16 protein-coding genes are annotated in these 15,508 nt (G+C 61.3%); 2 read left to right on the top strand and 14 right to left on the bottom strand.

Annotation, left to right across the window (positions count from 1 at the left end):
• Positions 1-51: 51 nt before the first annotated feature.
• Both AC1DU8_RS09200 and mnmH read left to right on the top strand, forming a co-directional pair.
• Positions 52-657, top strand: a complete 606-nt coding sequence (locus AC1DU8_RS09200; protein ID WP_477727044.1) for an arylesterase — start codon at positions 52-54, stop codon at positions 655-657.
• Positions 654-1,721, top strand: a complete 1,068-nt coding sequence (gene mnmH, locus AC1DU8_RS09195) for a tRNA 2-selenouridine(34) synthase MnmH (protein WP_457280684.1) — start codon at positions 654-656, stop codon at positions 1,719-1,721. Before AC1DU8_RS09200 ends, mnmH begins: the two co-directional genes overlap by 4 nt.
• A gap of 154 nt (positions 1,722-1,875) precedes the next feature.
• Here mnmH and AC1DU8_RS09190 read toward each other — a convergent pair whose 3' ends face one another.
• The 14 genes from AC1DU8_RS09190 to hisS all read right to left on the bottom strand — a co-directional run bounded on the left by AC1DU8_RS09190 (position 1,876) and on the right by hisS (position 15,505).
• Positions 1,876-2,061 carry a hypothetical protein gene (locus tag AC1DU8_RS09190; RefSeq protein ID WP_457280683.1) on the bottom strand — a complete coding sequence of 62 codons (186 nt, stop codon included), beginning with the start codon at positions 2,059-2,061 and terminating at the stop codon, positions 1,876-1,878.
• Between the two features lie 67 nt (positions 2,062-2,128).
• On the bottom strand, positions 2,129-3,310 hold the full coding sequence (locus tag AC1DU8_RS09185; protein WP_477726662.1) for a PLP-dependent transferase: 1,182 nt from the start codon (positions 3,308-3,310) through the stop codon (positions 2,129-2,131).
• A 142-nt stretch (positions 3,311-3,452) separates the two neighbouring features.
• On the bottom strand, positions 3,453-3,977 hold the full coding sequence (locus tag AC1DU8_RS09180) for a phosphoribosyltransferase (protein WP_411877599.1): 525 nt from the start codon (positions 3,975-3,977) through the stop codon (positions 3,453-3,455).
• Between the two features lie 73 nt (positions 3,978-4,050).
• Positions 4,051-5,391 carry an adenylosuccinate synthase gene (locus tag AC1DU8_RS09175; RefSeq protein ID WP_457280680.1) on the bottom strand — a complete coding sequence of 447 codons (1,341 nt, stop codon included), beginning with the start codon at positions 5,389-5,391 and terminating at the stop codon, positions 4,051-4,053.
• Positions 5,392-5,436: 45 nt separating this feature from the next.
• The gene (locus AC1DU8_RS09170; protein ID WP_457280679.1) at positions 5,437-6,627 is read right to left on the bottom strand and encodes an ATP phosphoribosyltransferase regulatory subunit; all 1,191 of its coding nucleotides are present in this window, start codon (positions 6,625-6,627) and stop codon (positions 5,437-5,439) included.
• 129 nt (positions 6,628-6,756) lie between these two features.
• Positions 6,757-6,945: a DUF2065 domain-containing protein gene (locus tag AC1DU8_RS09165; RefSeq protein WP_457280678.1), complete on the bottom strand. Its 189-nt coding sequence runs from the start codon at positions 6,943-6,945 to the stop codon at positions 6,757-6,759.
• Between the two features lie 6 nt (positions 6,946-6,951).
• Complete coding sequence (gene hflC / locus AC1DU8_RS09160; protein WP_457280677.1) at positions 6,952-7,854, bottom strand: protease modulator HflC; 903 nt, start codon at positions 7,852-7,854, stop codon at positions 6,952-6,954.
• Between the two features lie 11 nt (positions 7,855-7,865).
• Complete coding sequence (gene hflK, locus AC1DU8_RS09155) at positions 7,866-9,290, bottom strand: FtsH protease activity modulator HflK (RefSeq protein ID WP_477690100.1); 1,425 nt, start codon at positions 9,288-9,290, stop codon at positions 7,866-7,868.
• A 57-nt stretch (positions 9,291-9,347) separates the two neighbouring features.
• Positions 9,348-10,508, bottom strand: a complete 1,161-nt coding sequence (hflX, locus tag AC1DU8_RS09150) for a GTPase HflX (protein WP_457306705.1) — start codon at positions 10,506-10,508, stop codon at positions 9,348-9,350.
• 17 nt (positions 10,509-10,525) lie between these two features.
• Positions 10,526-10,795, bottom strand: coding sequence for an RNA chaperone Hfq (hfq, locus tag AC1DU8_RS09145; RefSeq protein WP_411883131.1), 270 nt, complete (start codon positions 10,793-10,795; stop codon positions 10,526-10,528).
• Between the two features lie 51 nt (positions 10,796-10,846).
• Positions 10,847-12,190 (bottom strand): ribosome biogenesis GTPase Der, encoded by a 1,344-nt coding sequence (gene der, locus AC1DU8_RS09140; protein ID WP_477690099.1) that lies wholly within the window; start codon positions 12,188-12,190, stop codon positions 10,847-10,849.
• 29 nt (positions 12,191-12,219) lie between these two features.
• Positions 12,220-13,374 (bottom strand): outer membrane protein assembly factor BamB, encoded by a 1,155-nt coding sequence (gene bamB / locus AC1DU8_RS09135; protein WP_477726661.1) that lies wholly within the window; start codon positions 13,372-13,374, stop codon positions 12,220-12,222.
• Positions 13,371-14,063, bottom strand: coding sequence for a YfgM family protein (locus AC1DU8_RS09130; RefSeq protein ID WP_477726660.1), 693 nt, complete (start codon positions 14,061-14,063; stop codon positions 13,371-13,373). Before AC1DU8_RS09130 ends, bamB begins: the two co-directional genes overlap by 4 nt.
• Positions 14,064-14,155: 92 nt before the next feature.
• Positions 14,156-15,505, bottom strand: coding sequence for a histidine--tRNA ligase (gene hisS, locus AC1DU8_RS09125; RefSeq protein WP_477726659.1), 1,350 nt, complete (start codon positions 15,503-15,505; stop codon positions 14,156-14,158).
• Positions 15,506-15,508: the final 3 nt, after the last annotated feature.

Raw genomic sequence — 15,508 nt, 5'->3', positions numbered from 1 at the left:
GCGGCAAAGCGTTTGCTAAAACCTTTCGGGGCGCTGCTTGTGGCCGCCGTGATGGGTGGCGGCGCTCCGGCGGCAATAGCGCAAACGCCGGCGCCCAAAGGGGAAACCATTCTGGTGGTCGGTGATTCACTCAGCGCCGAATACGGCCTGAAACGCGGAACCGGCTGGGTGCCGCTGCTTGAAAAACAGCTTGCCAGCGAAAAAAAGACTGCCAAAGTCGTCAACGCCAGCATCAGCGGTGACACCACTTCGGGCGGCAGTTCCCGCCTGCCGGCGCTGCTGGCACAGCACAAGCCTGCCGTGGTGGTCATTGAGCTGGGCGGCAACGATGCCCTGCGGGGATTGCCGCTGGACATGACCGAAAAGAATCTTGTCACGATGACGCAGGCGTCCAAAAAAACAGGGGCCCGGGTGCTGCTGGTGGGCATGCAGGTACCGCCCAACTACGGCAGTGCCTACGCGACCACGTTTTCAGGGCTGTTCGGCAAGGTTGCCAAGGCGGAAAAAGTGGCCCTGGTGCCCTTCTTTCTCAAGGGCATTGCCGACGCGGCCGACCCGGTGGCCAACTTCCAGGCTGACCGGATCCACCCGAACGAGCAGTCGCAGGCGAAGATGCTTGCCAATGTGTGGCCCGAGCTGAAGAAACTGGTCAAGTGAGCCTGGACCGCATTTCCGCCGAAGAAGCGCTCGAAACGCTCGGACGTTATTCCGGGGTGATTGACGCCCGCAGCGAAGGCGAATACGCCGAAGACCACCTCCCGGGCGCGGTGAACTGGCCCAGCCTGCACGACGAGGAACGCAAAATCGTCGGCACCAAATACAAGCAGATCAGCCAGTTCGAAGCCAAAAAACTGGGCGCGGCGCTGGTGGCCAAAAACATTGCCGAGCACATCCAGCGTGATGTACTGGACAAACCCCGCGAATGGCAACCGCTGCTGTACTGCTGGCGCGGCGGCAAGCGCAGCGGCTCGCTGGCGCTGGTGCTGGACCAGATCGGCTTCAAGGTGACGCTGGTGGACGGCGGTTACAAGGCATTTCGCGCCGCGCTGGTGGCGGATTTGCCGCAGCTGGCCGGCCGCTTTAACTACCGGGTGGTGTGCGGCCCCACAGGTTCGGGCAAGACCCGGCTGCTGCAGGCCCTGGCGGCCGAAGGCGCGCAGGTGTTGGACCTGGAAGCGCTGGCCAACCACCGCAGCTCGGTGCTGGGCGCCATCCCCGGCGTGCAGCAGCCCAGCCAGAAGGCGTTTGACAGCAGCATCTGGGCTGCGCTGAAACGTTTTGATCCGGCTCAACCGGTCTATATTGAAAGTGAAAGCAAGAAAGTCGGCAATGTGGCCGTGCCGGAAGGCCTGATCACCGCCATGCGGGCCAGCCCTTGCCTGCAGCTGGACCTGCCGGAGGATGAACGCGTAGCGCTGCTGCTGGAAGACTATGACTTTTTCGTGAAAGACATCGCTTTCTTCTGCGAGCGCCTGGGTGCGCTGACGGAAGCACGCGGCAAGGCCACAGTGCAGGACTGGCAGGCCCGCGCCCGCAGCGGCGACGTGGCTTCGGTGGTGCGTGAGCTGCTGGTCAAGCACTACGACCCGGGTTACCTGCAGTCGATGCAGCGCAACTTTTCCGGGCACGCCACGGCCCGAGTGCTCTCGCCGCAGGATCACAGCACCGCAGCCATGACCGCGCTGGCGCAAGCCCTACAGGCTGAAAATTCCGCCCCCTGAAACGACAAACCCGGCTGACCTTCACAGGTGTTGCCGGGTTTTTGATTGCCTGCCGTTTTTTTGGCTTTTTTGCGTTTTGTTGCTATCAGATCAATAGCTGCTTGCGCTTGTCCATCAAGGGCTACAGCCTTTTTTCATCAAGAATCGGGGAGGCTCAGGGGGCCGGGTCTACAGGTGGAAGGCCACCGGGCGCCTCACCGTCGACATCGGGCGTATCGGTCCCGTCGTCAGCGGCATCGTCCGGCTTGCCCTCTGCCTTGCGCTTGAGCTTTTCTTCTTTTTTGCGTTTTTTCGCAAGCTCTTTCTGGCGCTTTTCGTAAGAGTAATTGGGAGTTGCCACTGCGTGCTTTCGTGAATAGGTAACCCTTACTGTACTGCATTGCCGTCACGGTATGCCAAGCCTTTGGTCAGGCTTTTTCCAGCGCCTGGGCAATGTCCGCCTGCAGGTCTGCAACGGCCTCCAGGCCCACCGAAAAGCGCACCAGGCCCCCCTTGTATGGCCATGGCGTGGTGGTGCGCAGGGCCGGTATGTCGTACGGCGCGCACAGGCTCATGGGGCCCGCCCAGCTGTAGCCCAGTTTGAAGAGCTTGAGACTGTCACAAAAGCGGTCCACCCGGTCCTGCGTGAACTCCGGCTTGAAAACGGCACTCATCAGGCAGGCGGCGCCCCTGCTGTCGCGTTTCCAGGTTTCATGGCCAGGCGAGCCGGGCAACGCTGGATGCAGCATGGCTGCGATTTGCGGCCGGGTTTGCAGCCAGCCGGCCAGCTCCCGCGTCGCAGCATCCTGGGCGGCATAACGCAAGGCCATGCTGTTAAGGCCGCGCAACACCAGTTCGGCATCGTTGCCGCCCACGCCATAACCCACGCGCATGTGGCAAAAATGGACCAGGTGGTGCAGCGCCTCGTCGCGCGTGACGACGGAGCCCATCAGTACATCGGCACCACCGCTGGGGTATTTGGTCAGGGCCTGGACCGAAATATCGAGCCCCAGGTCAAACGCATTGAAAGCCAGGCCGGCGCCCCAGGTGTTGTCGAGTGCGGTCACGACGCCGGCGGGATGCGCATTCTGGTGCGCCTTGACCGCGGCGACCAGCGCCGGCATGTCGGGAAACTCCAGCGTGATGGAGCCCGGCGCCTCGATCCATACCAGCCGGGTTTTGGGGCCCAGCTTGGCGGCGAGGTCTGCGGGGTTCATCGCGTCGTAGAAGCGGTGGGTGATGCCCCAGGCGGCAAGTTCACCCTGCGCGAAGCTCTTGTTGGGCCCGTAGGCGTTGTCGGGAATCAGCAGTTCGTCACCCGCCTTGAGCAGCGCCATGCCAACCAGCACCACCGCCGCCAGGCCGCTGGGCACCAGGGTGCAGTACTTGCCTCCTTCCAGGGTGGCGATGCGCTCTTCCAGCGTGAAGGTGGTGGGGGTTCCGTGCAGGCCGTAGGTGTAGCCGGTCTTGTGCTTCCAGTCGCGGCTGCGCAGCGCGGCGACGGTCGGGAATGCAATGGTGGAAGCCTTGTAGACCCCGGGCGGGATGGCGTCAAACCCGGCGGGCGGCTTGTAGGGGTGATGGATCAGGGTGGTGGATGTTTCGCTCATACTAAAGCCCCCACGTTTTTCACTGCGTGTAATGCACTGCCCCCCGAGGGGGCGCTGCGCCTGCGGCCCGGCAAAGCCGGTTCCACGGCTCCTGCTGGTATTGAAGCCACCCCACTTGCTTCGCGCAAGAAAAGCGTGGGGGCTATATCTTCCATTTGGCCATCAATTGGGCTGGCGAAAGGGAGTCATAGCCCTCAAACGGCTGGTGGATCCACGGATTGGTGGGCAGCAACTCGACCGAGTAGTCGGGCTGGAAAGTGGAGACGCCCTTGGTCCAGATCACGGCGCTGCGCAGCTCGGTGATGGGCTTGTAGTTGTTCTTGAGCTGGTGGATCACGGCGTTGAGCGTGTGGCCCGAATCGGCCAGGTCGTCGACCAGCAGCACCTTGCCCGCGATTTCGCCCTTGGGGGTGGTGATGAAGCGGGCGATGTCGAGATTGCCTTGCGTCATGCCGGCGTCAGCACGGTAGGAGCTGGTGGACATGATGGCCAGCGGTTTGTCGAAAATGCGCGAAAGGATGTCACCGGGACGCATGCCGCCGCGGGCCAGGCACAAAATGGTATCGAACTGCCAGCCGGACTGGTGGATCTTGATGGCCAGTTTTTCAATCAGGTTGTGGTACTCGTCATAGCTCACATAGAGATGCTTGCCGTCTTCTGTCAACATGAATTACTCCTGATTTGATAGCTGCTTGCGCCCGTCCCTATTGGGCTAGACGCACTTTTCTCAAGTTTTCTGGCTAGGCGGCGTACGGATTGCGCAGCAGGATGGTGTGGTCACGGTCCGGGCTGGTCGAAATCATGTGGATCGGCACGCCGGTGACTTCCTCGATCCGGTGCAGGTATTTCTGCGCGGCAGCCGGCAGCTTGTCGTATTGCGTAACGCCCACGGTGCTCTGGCTCCAGCCCGGCAGGGTCTCATAAATCGGCTTGCAGCGCTCGATCTCTTCGGCGCCCATCGGCAGGATGTCGGTGATGTGGCCGTCAAGTTCGTAGCCGGTGCACAGCTTGAGCTCGTCGATGCCGTCCAGCACGTCGAGCTTGGTGATGCACAAGCCCGACAGGCCGTTGACCTGGGCCGAGCGCTTGAGCAATGCGGCGTCAAACCAGCCGCAGCGGCGGCTGCGTCCCGTGGTCACGCCTTTTTCGGCGCCCACCGTGCTGAGGTGGTAGCCCACCGTGCCGGGCTTTTCCCAATCGAGTTCAGTCGGGAAAGGCCCGCCGCCCACGCGCGTGCAGTAAGCCTTGGTGATACCGAGGATGTAATGCAGCATGCCCGGGCCGACCCCGGCGCCTGCGGCGGCGTTGCCGGCCACGCAGTTGCTGGAAGTGACATAGGGATAGGTGCCGTGATCGACGTCGAGCAAGGTGCCTTGTGCGCCTTCAAACAGCAGGTTGGCACCGGCCTCGTTGGCATCGTTGAGCTCGCGCGAAACGTCGGCCATCATGGGCTTGAGCAACTCGGCGTGGCGCATGGCTTCGGCGTAGACGGTGTCGAAGTCGACTGCCGGCGCATGCAGGTAGCCGGTCAGCACGAAGTTGTGCAGGTCCAGCAGCTCACGCAGCTTGGCGGCAAAACGGTCTGGATACTTGAGGTCCTGCACGCGCAACGCGCGGCGGGCAATCTTGTCTTCATACGCGGGGCCGATGCCGCGGCCGGTGGTGCCGATCTTGGTCGTGCCGCCCTTCTCGCGGTAAGCCTCGCGCGCGACATCCAGCGCAACGTGAAAAGGCAGGATCAACGGGCAGGCTTCGCTGACGCGCAGGCGCGAGCGCACTTCGACGCCGGCTTTTTCCAGCCCTTCAATTTCTTCGAACAATTTGGCGGCCGACAGCACCACACCGTTACCGATATAGCACTTCACGCCGGGGCGCATGATGCCACTGGGAATCAGGTGCAGCGCCGTTTTCACACCATTGATGACCAGCGTGTGGCCGGCATTGTGGCCGCCCTGGAAGCGCACCACGCCTTGCGACATCTCGGTCAGCCAGTCGACCAGCTTGCCCTTGCCTTCGTCGCCCCACTGGGTGCCCACGACCACGACATTACGGCCCGCGGCTGCGGTTTGTTTGTTTGTCATCTTCAATTCTCGTTAAGGTTTCGGGATAAAGCCGGGCGCAGGCCCTCAAGCGGCTTTTTTAAGGGGCTGGACCACCCATTGACCGGCAGCGTTTGCCAGTTCGCGGTCGCAATCAAACTCATTGACTTCATGTTCGTGGCCGGGCAGCACGCAGGCCACGGTTTCGCCGCCCGCACGCAGGCGGGCGATGGCGGCACGCAAGCCGGTATCTTCACCCCAGGGCGCACGGATGGCGGCCTTGAGGGCCCGGGGTGGCAGCACACTGACCAGCTCTTTGAGGTCAAGGCTGAAGCCTGCTGCAGGCCGGTTGCGGCCGAACACGGCACCGACTTCGTCATAGCGGCCGCCGCGCACCAGTTCGGCGCCCTGGCCGTAAATGGCAAAGCGGGTGCCGCTGTAATAGGCGTAGCCGCGCAGGTCGGCCAGGTCAAAACTGACCTTGACATCGCCTTTTTCACCCCTGGTGTGTGCGGCCAGCCATTTCAGGTTTTGCAGCGCCGCCTTAAGGCCTGTTGAGGGCGGCAGGATTTTTTCCGCTTCGGCCAGCACTTTCTCGTCACCATAAAGCTGCAGCAACGCCTTGAGACCGTCTCGCGCCACAGCCGAAATGCCGTCCTTGAGGCTGGCGATCAGGCTGCCGAGTTCGCTCGCGTCCTTGGCCGCCAGCGCGGCATGGATGAGCGCCAGTGTTTTGCCGTTGACGGTGGCGCCAGCCAGCAGGCTGTTGACGATGCGGACGTCCGCCATGTCCACGCTCAGTTCAGTGACACCGGCCGCCTTGAGGCCTTCCAGCGCCAGCTGCTGGGCTTCCAGGTCTGCTTCCAGTCCGGCATGGCCGTAGATTTCCGCGCCAAACTGCAGCGGTTCACGGGTGGCATGAGGGCGGTCGGCACGGGTGTGCAGCACCGGGCCGCAATAGCACAGGCGGGCAACACCGCTGCGGTTGAGCAAATGCGCATCAATGCGGGCTACCTGGGGCGTGGTGTCGGCACGCAGGCCCAGGGTGCGGCCGGAGAGCTGGTCCACCAGCTTGAAAGTCTGCAGATCTAGGGCCTCGCCGGTACCGGTCAGGAGCGACTCGAGGTGCTCCAGCAGCGGCGGCATGACAAGCTCATAGCCATAGCTGCGGGCGGTGTCGAGGAACAGACGGCGCAGCTCTTCGATGTGGCGCGCCTCGGAGGGCAGGACATCGGCAATTTGATCGGGCAATTGCCATGATGACGACCAGGCGGGCATTGTGATTTTCGTGGGCTGTTAAAAACAGCATTTTACCGGGCTTGAAGCGGGTTTTCGGCCTGCTGAAGGCCCAATGACGCACTCTGGCGGAAATACCTGCCGGTGTCCGGTTTGCCGGGGGAGGCGAAATCAGGCCAGCACAGCCAGCAGGATCAGGCCCGCCGCAATGCTGCACAAGCCGAAGAAGCGGATCTGGCCGTTGCCCAGAGTGAGAATCTGCTCGAACATGCGGCGCCAGCCGCCGGGAGAGATGAAAGGCAACAGGCCCTCGATGACCAGCATCAGGGCCAGCGCCATCCAGAACGTGTTGCCGTCCACGCCGGCTTATTTTTTGGCGGGTGCGGCGTTGCCGGAGCCTGGGCCGCGCATCGCCTTGAAAAAGTCGGATGAAGGGTCCAGAACCATCACGTCGCTCTTCTTGTTGAAGCTGGCTTTGTAGGCATCGAGGCTGCGGTAGAACTGAGCGAACTGCGGGTCGCGGCCGAAGGATTCGGCATAGGTGCGGGCCGCTTCGGCATCGCCCTCGCCTTTGACCTTTTGCGCATCGCGGTAGGCGTTGGCGATGGTGACTTCTCGCTGGCGGTCGGCGTCGGCGCGGATTTTTTCGCCTTCTGCCAAACCGGTAGAACGCAGTTCATTGGCCACACGTTGGCGCTCCGCAACCATGCGCTTGTAGACGGAATCGGTGATGGCTTCCACATAGTCCACGCGCGTGATACGCACGTCGACCACGTCAACGCCCCAGGGCTGCGCACCCTGCACGGCTTGAAGCACTTCCCGCTTGACGTCGGCCATCAGGGCTTCGCGCTTGAGCGAAAGCAGGTCCTTGACGGTGCGTTTGTTGATCTCTTCCTGAAAGGCATTGCGCACCACGCGGTTGAGCTGGTTGGCGCCGGTTTTTTCGTCCAGGCCGACGTTGCGGATGTAGTCGGTGGGCTGGATGATGCGCCAGCGCACGTACCAGTCGATCACGACACGCTGCTTTTCTGCCGTCAGCATGGGTTCGGCGTCGACGCTGTCGAGCACCAGCAGGCGCTTGTCGATGTAGGAGACGTTCTGGAACGGCGGCGGCATCTTGAAATGCAGGCCCGGCTCAGTGACCACATCCTTGATCTGCCCCAACGCATAAACCACGCCGAACTGCCGCTGGTCCACCACAAAAAGCGTGGAGCTGAGCAATGCCAGGATCACCAGCAACGAAGAAATGATAAATCCAACTCTATTCACGATCGTCTTCCTTAGCGTGTTTCACGATCGCGCGTGCGGGAAGCATCGCGGGATCGGGCATCAAGGGGCAAGCTGGAAACAGGCGCGGCAGGCACCGTTGGCGAAGACGCTGCGCCGGGAACCAGTGCGGGCTCTGCGGTACTGCCGGCATCACCCTGCGTCGTCATCTGCATGATTTTGTCCAGCGGCAGGTACAGCAGGTTGGAGCCCTGACGGGACTCGACCATCACCTTGGTCACACTGGAATAAACCTGCTGCATGGCGTCGGTGTACATACGGTCACGGGTCACCTGGGGCGCCTTCTGGTATTCGGTCAGCACCGAACGAAAGCGCTGGGCATCACCCTGTGCCTGGGCCACGATTTTGGCTTTGTAGGCTTCAGACTCTTCCTTGAGGCGGGACGCGGAACCCACGGCACGCGGGATCACATTGTTGGCGTATGCCTGGGCTTCGTTCTTGGCGCGTTCGCGCTCCTGGCCGGCCTTGAGCACATCGTCAAACGCTGCCTGCACCTGCTCGGGGGGGCGCACACCGCTCTGCTGAAGGTTGATGCCGACAACTTCAACGCCGACCTTGTAACGATCGAGGATGGTCTGCATCAGGGCGCGCACGCGTGGCCCGATCTGGTCACGCTCTTCCGCCAGGGCCAGGTCCATCTTCATTTTCCCGACCACTTCACGGACGGCTGTTTCGGCAGCTTGAACCACCGCCGCTGCAGGGTCCTTGCTTTCAAACAGATAGGCGCGCGCATCGTTCAGGCGGTACTGCACGGCAAACTTGATTTCAACGATGTTTTCGTCTTCAGTCAGCATGGCCGAGTCGCGCAGGCCTGTCGCCTTGATGATGACGTCACGGCCGACATCCACTGAACGGATCTGCGTGACCACAACGATTTCGTGGCGCTGCACAGGATACGGAAGCCGCCAGTTGAAGCCCGCGCCCACGGTGGAGTGGTATTTTCCGAACTGGGTGATGACGGCCTGCTGACCTTCCTGGACGATGAAAAACCCGGTGCCAAGCCAGATCAGCACCGCGACGCTGGCAATCAGTCCGACACCAATGCCGGCACTTTTCATGTCGGGCTGAAAGCCGCCGCCGCTGCCGCCGTTGTTTCCACCGCCATTACCGCGGCCAAATCCACCACGGTTGGGGTTGTTCTTGCCGCCGCCAAAAAGGCCGCCCAGCTTGCGGTTGAAGTCGCGCCAGAGTTCGTCCAGGTCGGGTGGGCCCTGGTTAGGTCCCTGCCCCTGTGGGCGGTTGGCGGGCCGGGTCGGTTGCTTGTCCTCCCGCGGAGCTTCGGGCTTGGTGTCGTCGGAGGACGGTTTGTCGTCATCCCGACCCCAGCGCGGATCATTGAGATTGAACATGCCTTGGGCGCGTTGCTTGAGCCGGCCTGGCAAGCTCGTCAAGGTCTGCAGCACGGGGTTCAGATTCATGGGATCAAACTCACTTTTTTTCGTTACACCGACATTGTGCCTAATGAAACCGCCATATCAGGCAAGGTCCTCGGCAGTTTGGGGGATTTCGTCGGCGGGCGGGTTGACCGCATAGCCAGCCAGCAGCGCCCGCAAAAGCGGCAGGCCTTCACCTGTCTGCGCACTCACGAACACCCGTTCAACGCTGCGGCTTGAGCCTTCAAACGCGTCCCTCAGTTCGAACATGTCTTGCAGGTGCAGGGGCAAGCTGTCCTTTTCAATAGCGTCCAGCTTGTTGAACACCAGTATTTGCGGCACATCGGCCGCGCCAATCTCCGAAAGCACACGCTGGACCTGCTCGATCTGCTCGAGGTAGTCGGGATTGGCGCCGTCCACCACGTGCAGCAGCAAGTCGGCATCCGCTGCTTCCTGCAGCGTTGCGGCAAAGGCATCAATCAAGCCGTGCGGCAGGTCGCGGATGAACCCCACCGTGTCCGACAGCGACACGGAACGCGCGGCGTCACCCAAATAAAGCTGCCTTGTGGTGGTGTCGAGCGTGGCGAACAGCTGGTCGGCCGCGTAGGCACGCGCCTTGACCAGCGCATTGAAGAGCGTGGATTTTCCCGCGTTGGTGTAACCCACCAGGGAAATCGTGAAGGAATTGCGGCGCTCGCGCTGCTTTCGCTGCGTTTGCCGCTGCTTCTTGACCTTGAGCAAGCGTTCTTTGGTGCGCTTGATCGCGTCACCGATCATGCGTTTGTCGAGCTCGATCTGCTTCTCACCCGGGCCGCCGCGCACGCCGGCGCCGCCGGTTTGCCGCTCCAGGTGGGACCAGCGCCGCACCAGTCGCGTAGACATGTATTGCAGCCGGGCCAGCTCAACCTGCAGCTTGCCTTCGTGGCTACGCGCGCGCTGGGCAAAGATTTCAAGAATCAGCAGGGTCCGGTCGTTGACCGGCATGTCCAGGTGCCGCTCCAGGTTGCGCTGCTGCGCCGGGCTGAGAGACTGGTCGAACAGAATTTCCGTGGCGCCGGTATCCAGCGCCATCAGCTTGATTTCGTCGGCTTTTCCGCTGCCGATGAAGAGCGCGGCGTCGGGCGCCTTGCGCCTGCAGGTGACGCGCGCAACCGGCTGCAGGCCTGCTGTTTGCGCGAGCAAACCCAGTTCCTGCAGATCAGCATCAAAGTTTGGCAACCCCAGATCGACCCCTACAAGAAGGACCAGGGGTTTCGGGCTCACCGGAGCATCGTACGAACTCAGCTGGCGGGGCTTTCTTCAGACTCGTTGGTCGCGAAATTTACGGCGCGACCTGGAACGATGGTGGAAATCGCATGTTTGTAGACCATTTGGGTCACAGTGTTGCGAAGCAGAACCACATATTGATCGAAGGATTCGATCTGGCCCTGCAATTTGATCCCGTTGACGAGATAAATGGAAACAGGAACATGCTCGCGACGCAAGGTGTTGAGAAATGGGTCCTGCAAGAGCTGGCCTTTGTTATTGCTCACGATATTTTCCGTGTTCAAAAGTTAATAGAACTTGACCTTACCACAGGGCGTGGCCCGGGTCATGTAGTCCTAGGCCGATTCCTTGTCTTTAAAGGGGTTGTGGGAGCTCTTCATCTGGATACGCAGCGGCGTGCCGACCAGGTCAAATTCCTTGCGGAAACGTCCTTCCAGATAGCGTTTGTACGACTCGGTGACATGCTCGAGCGAATTGCCGTGGATGATGATGATGGGTGGGTTCATGCCGCCCTGATGGGCATAACGCAGCTTGGGGCGGAAAACACCCGAGCGCTGGGGTTGCTGGAACTGCACGGCTTCCAGCAGCAGCCGGGTGAGCACCGGTGTGGACATCTTGCGGTTGGCCGATGCATGGGCCTGAACAATCGACTTCCAGACCGGCCCCAGGCCCTGCCGTTTGATGGCTGAGATTGGATGGATGGCGGCAAATTTGAGGAAACCCAACCGGGTCTCGATGGAGCGCTCGAGCAGCTCACGCTGGTAGGAGTCCACAGCGTCCGACTTGTTGATGGCCAGTACTACCGAACGGCCGCTTTCGAGGATGTAGCCGGCAATATGGGCGTCCTGATCGGTCACACCTTGGGTGGCGTCGAGCAGCAGCAGCACTACATTGGCGTTTTCGATGGCCTGCAGGGTCTTGACCACGGAAAACTTCTCGATGGCCTCAAAAACCTTGCCTTTGCGGCGCAGTCCTGCCGTGTCAATCAGCTCAAACTTCTGCCCGGCACGCTCAAAAGGCACAGAAATGGCGTCGCGGGTTGTCCCGGGCAAATCAAAGGCCACCAGGCGTTCTTCGCCCAGCCAGGTGTTGATCAATGTGGACTTCCCCACGTTGGGGCGTCCTGCCACGGCCAGACGAATCACAGAAGGATCTTGAGGCTCAGCCTCTTCGTCCGGATCCGGCAAATTGAGCGGCGCCAAGGCCATGTCAATCAGCGTGCGCATGCCTTGGCCGTGTGAGGCGGAAACCGCCAGCATCTCGCCCAGGCCCAATTCAAAGAACTCGGACAGCTGCACGCCTTCAGTCATGCCCTCGGCCTTGTTGGCAGTCAGGATGGTGGGTTTGCCCAGCTTTCGCAGGTATTTGGCAATATCGTGGTCCTGCGCACTGATGCCGGCGCGGGCGTCGACCACAAAGATGACCACATCGGCCTCCGCGACCGCCTGCCGGGTCTGCTTGGCCATTTCCTTGTAAATACCGGACGCCGCATCGGGTTCAAATCCGCCGGTGTCGATCACGATGTATTCGTGGGGTCCCAGCTTCCCGTTACCGTAATGACGATCCCGCGTCAGGCCGGCGAAATCGGCCACGATCGCATCCCGCGTCTTGGTCAGCCGGTTGAAAAGCGTCGACTTGCCCACATTCGGACGGCCGACTAGCGCTATGACAGGTTTCATCAATCAGTTTCTGGCAGGACCGTAGGCCCTTATTGAGGCTGGAAGCCGTAAATACCACCGTTTTGCGTCACGGCGATCAGCGTATTGCCAGCAAGCACGGGCGTTGCGGCAATGGCTGAGCCATCGGTAGGCAGGCGATTGAGCAATGAGCCGTCTTCGCGGGAAAGCAGGTGGATGTAGCCGGAAAAATCGCCCATGGCGATAGAGCGCCCGACGACCACCGGCGCCGTGAGGCTACGGTAGCGCAGGCGGTCGGTGGACCACGCACGCTCACCATCGGTGCGGCGCCAGGCGTTCACCGTGCCATCAGTTTCGGTGCCGAACAGCAGGCGATCGTCTCCATCAATGCCCTGTACACCATTGGCCGGCTTGGCCCACAGCAGGTTGCCGCGCACAGCATTGACGCATCCAACACTCGCCTGGAATGCGCGCGCGCAAACAATATCGCCCTGCCGGCTGACGCGTCCTACCAGGTCGACGAGCCGTTCCACGTCATTGATGCCGCGAGGCGTGGCAATCGGCGCCTCCCAACGGACGCTACCGTTAGAGGGATTGAGGCCCACGAGGCGGCCGGCCAAACCTACGACCAACGTATCGCCCACCGCCAGCATGACGCCGGACTGACGAAGCACCAGGGGCTCGTTGGGCCGCTGCTGCGCCCAAAGCTTGCGACCTGTCAGCCCGTCAAAGGCCGTGACCGAACGGTCTGCGGCCAGGACAAATACCCTCAAGCCAGCCACGAAGGGAGCGGAAAATGCCTGGGCGCCCAGCTTTTGGCGCCAGAGTTCCTTGCCATCCTGCAACGCGATGACTTCATTGGCCTTGGTTACCACGGCAACGACCTTGCCGTCGTTTCCAGCACCGGCGGCCAGGGGTGTATTCAGCGCAAGGCGCCAGAAATCACGGCCGGTTTGGGCGTCCAGCAAAGCCACGGTGCCGTCGCCGCTGGCCACCGCCACGGTGTTGCCCGAAACTCCCATCTCAAGCGGGAAATTCACCGGCCCCACGCGGGTGGTCCAGATCTGGCGCGCAGACACCAGACCTGTCACCGGCTGAAGTTCTGTGGGCTGGGGCTTCGCAGGACCGCCGCCAAAAAAGGAACAGCCACTCAAAATTGCTATCAAAACAATAGCTACCGGCGCACGAACCGCTTGGGCCAAAGGCCTAAAAGATTGATAAATCATTTCTTCACCTCTGTATTCGATGGCGCATCGACCTTGGTTATCCCTGCGTTGGGATCAACCCCCAGCGCGTTGAGCTTGACCTCAACCAGACGCCGATACTCGGAGCGCTCGTCAAGCCCCTTGTAAGCCTTTTCGTATTCACTTTTCGCCTCTGATTTCTTACCCTGCGCTGCCAGAATATCGCCACGCCGATCGGCAACCAGTGCCGTGAAGTCTTTCGGGAAAGGGCCCGAAACCTGCTGCAGGGCCTCGTCATAAGACTTCTTCTCAAGCAGCAGCCCCGCAAGGCGTAACCGGGCAATGGCCTGATAGCCCTCATCAGAGGCTTTTTCAGCGACCCAATTCAGGGCAGCGCGCGATGCGTCAACATTGCCCTTGTCGTAATAAGCCTTGGCGGCGAGCAACCCCGCCTGCTGCGCGTACGCTGTCCGGCCAAAACGATCCTTCATGTCGGCCAATGAGCGGTCAATTTTTGCCACGTCACCGGACTGCACAGCGCGCTCGACTTCGTCATACATGACCGAAGCCTGGGCTGCCTGGTTACGCTGCCAGTACTGGTATCCGTTCCATGCGGCAAAGGCGCCAAGCACCACAATCAGGGCCCAGGTGATCATGTCACCGTACTGCTTCCAGAAGTGCTTGAGCTCGTCAAGCTGTTCCTGTTCTTCCAAATCGAGATGTTTTGCCATAAAAGTCTTTGTTCTGCCCCGGAAATGGTGCGGATTGAGTTGGGGTGATTGTAGAGGCCCGGCCAGCACTCCAAATGGCCGGCCGTGGCGGCTCAGCCGCGCAGGCTGTGAGCCCAGGCCATGACATCCCCCAAGGGCTGGAGTGCCTGGGCCTGCAAGGCTTGGTCTTTTTCGCCCCGCAGGTGTTTGACGGCAACACAGCCTTGAGCGAACTCGGTTTCGCCAAAAATCAGGGCGTAGCGCGCACCGCTACCGTCAGCTTTCTTGAACTGGGACTTCATGCTGCCCATGCCATCGCCTGTGCCGGCGTGCATCTGCACGTTGATGCCAGCAGCGCGCAAGGCTTCGCAGGTTGCCATCACGGTTGGCATCATCTCGGCAGACGGAACGATCACGTAGACGTCAGGGCCGCTCACCGGCGGCAACACGCCCACCGCCTCAAGCAGAAGCAGCATTCGTTCCACACCCATGCCCCACCCTACCGCAGGCGTTGGCTTGCCGCCAAGCTGCTCGAACAGGCCGTCGTAACGGCCACCGCCGCAAACCGTACCCTGTGAGCCAAGCTTGTCGGTGACCCATTCGAACACCGTGAGGTTGTAGTAATCCATGCCACGCACCAGGCGCGGATTAATGCGATAGGCCAGCCCTACCGCGTCGAGCACCGCGCGCACCGCGTTCAGGTGCGCCAGCGAGGCCTCGCCAAGGAAGTCCATGAGCTGCGGAGCGGCTTCCACGACGGATTGCATGGCAGGATTTTTGGTATCGAGGATGCGCAACGGGTTGCTGTGCAGCCGGCGTTTTGCATCTTCGTCAAGCACGCCGGCATGCGCCTCAAAGTGCGTGATCAGCGCGGCACGGTGCGCCATTCGCTCGCTGGGCTGGCCCAGGCTGTTCAGTTCGAGCCGCACGTGCTCCATCGGAATGCCCAGGTCGTGCAGCAGCGCTCGGCACATGAGAATTTGCTCGGCATCCACATCGGGTCCGGCAAAGCCCAGCGCTTCAACGTCGATTTGGTGAAATTGGCGATAACGCCCCTTCTGTGGCCGCTCATGACGAAACAGCGGCACCGCCGACCAGACCCGTATCGGCCCGTTGTACAGCGCGTTGTGTTCGATCATCGCGCGCACAATACCGGCAGTAGCCTCAGGGCGCAACGTGAGCCGGTCGCCATTCATCGAATCGACAAAGGAATACATCTCCTTTTCGACGATATCGGTCACCTCGCCAAGACCACGCACAAACAGCGCGGTCGGCTCGACGATCGGCGTGCGTACATTGGCGTAGGCATAGCGGGCCATCAACGCGCGCACCTTGGCTTCGAACCACTCCCAACGAGCCGACTCCTGGGGCAGGATGTCGTTCATCCCCTTGACGCCTGTCAGTTTTTCCACTTTGGCCACGGCGGATTTTTCTACCGGGCCGGTAGCTGCTTTTTCAACCATGGG

Source organism: Polaromonas sp. P3_A5 (assembly GCF_056403055.1).
This window is presented reverse-complemented; position numbering and strand designations above follow the sequence as displayed.

Excerpts from the sequence above, each read along its gene's own strand:
- AC1DU8_RS09185 (WP_477726662.1), bottom strand. The coding sequence starts at position 3,310 with ATGAGCGAAACATCCACCACCCTGATCCATCACCCCTACAAGCCGCCC.
- bamB (WP_477726661.1), bottom strand. The coding sequence starts at position 13,374 with ATGATTTATCAATCTTTTAGGCCTTTGGCCCAAGCGGTTCGTGCGCCG.
- AC1DU8_RS09130 (WP_477726660.1), bottom strand. The coding sequence starts at position 14,063 with ATGGCAAAACATCTCGATTTGGAAGAACAGGAACAGCTTGACGAGCTC.
- hisS (WP_477726659.1), bottom strand. The coding sequence starts at position 15,505 with ATGGTTGAAAAAGCAGCTACCGGCCCGGTAGAAAAATCCGCCGTGGCC.
- der (WP_477690099.1), bottom strand. The coding sequence starts at position 12,190 with ATGAAACCTGTCATAGCGCTAGTCGGCCGTCCGAATGTGGGCAAGTCG.
- AC1DU8_RS09175 (WP_457280680.1), bottom strand. The coding sequence starts at position 5,391 with ATGACAAACAAACAAACCGCAGCCGCGGGCCGTAATGTCGTGGTCGTG.
- hflK (WP_477690100.1), bottom strand. The coding sequence starts at position 9,290 with ATGAATCTGAACCCCGTGCTGCAGACCTTGACGAGCTTGCCAGGCCGG.
- AC1DU8_RS09200 (WP_477727044.1), top strand. The coding sequence starts at position 52 with ATGGGTGGCGGCGCTCCGGCGGCAATAGCGCAAACGCCGGCGCCCAAA.
- AC1DU8_RS09170 (WP_457280679.1), bottom strand. The coding sequence starts at position 6,627 with ATGCCCGCCTGGTCGTCATCATGGCAATTGCCCGATCAAATTGCCGAT.
- AC1DU8_RS09180 (WP_411877599.1), bottom strand. The coding sequence starts at position 3,977 with ATGTTGACAGAAGACGGCAAGCATCTCTATGTGAGCTATGACGAGTAC.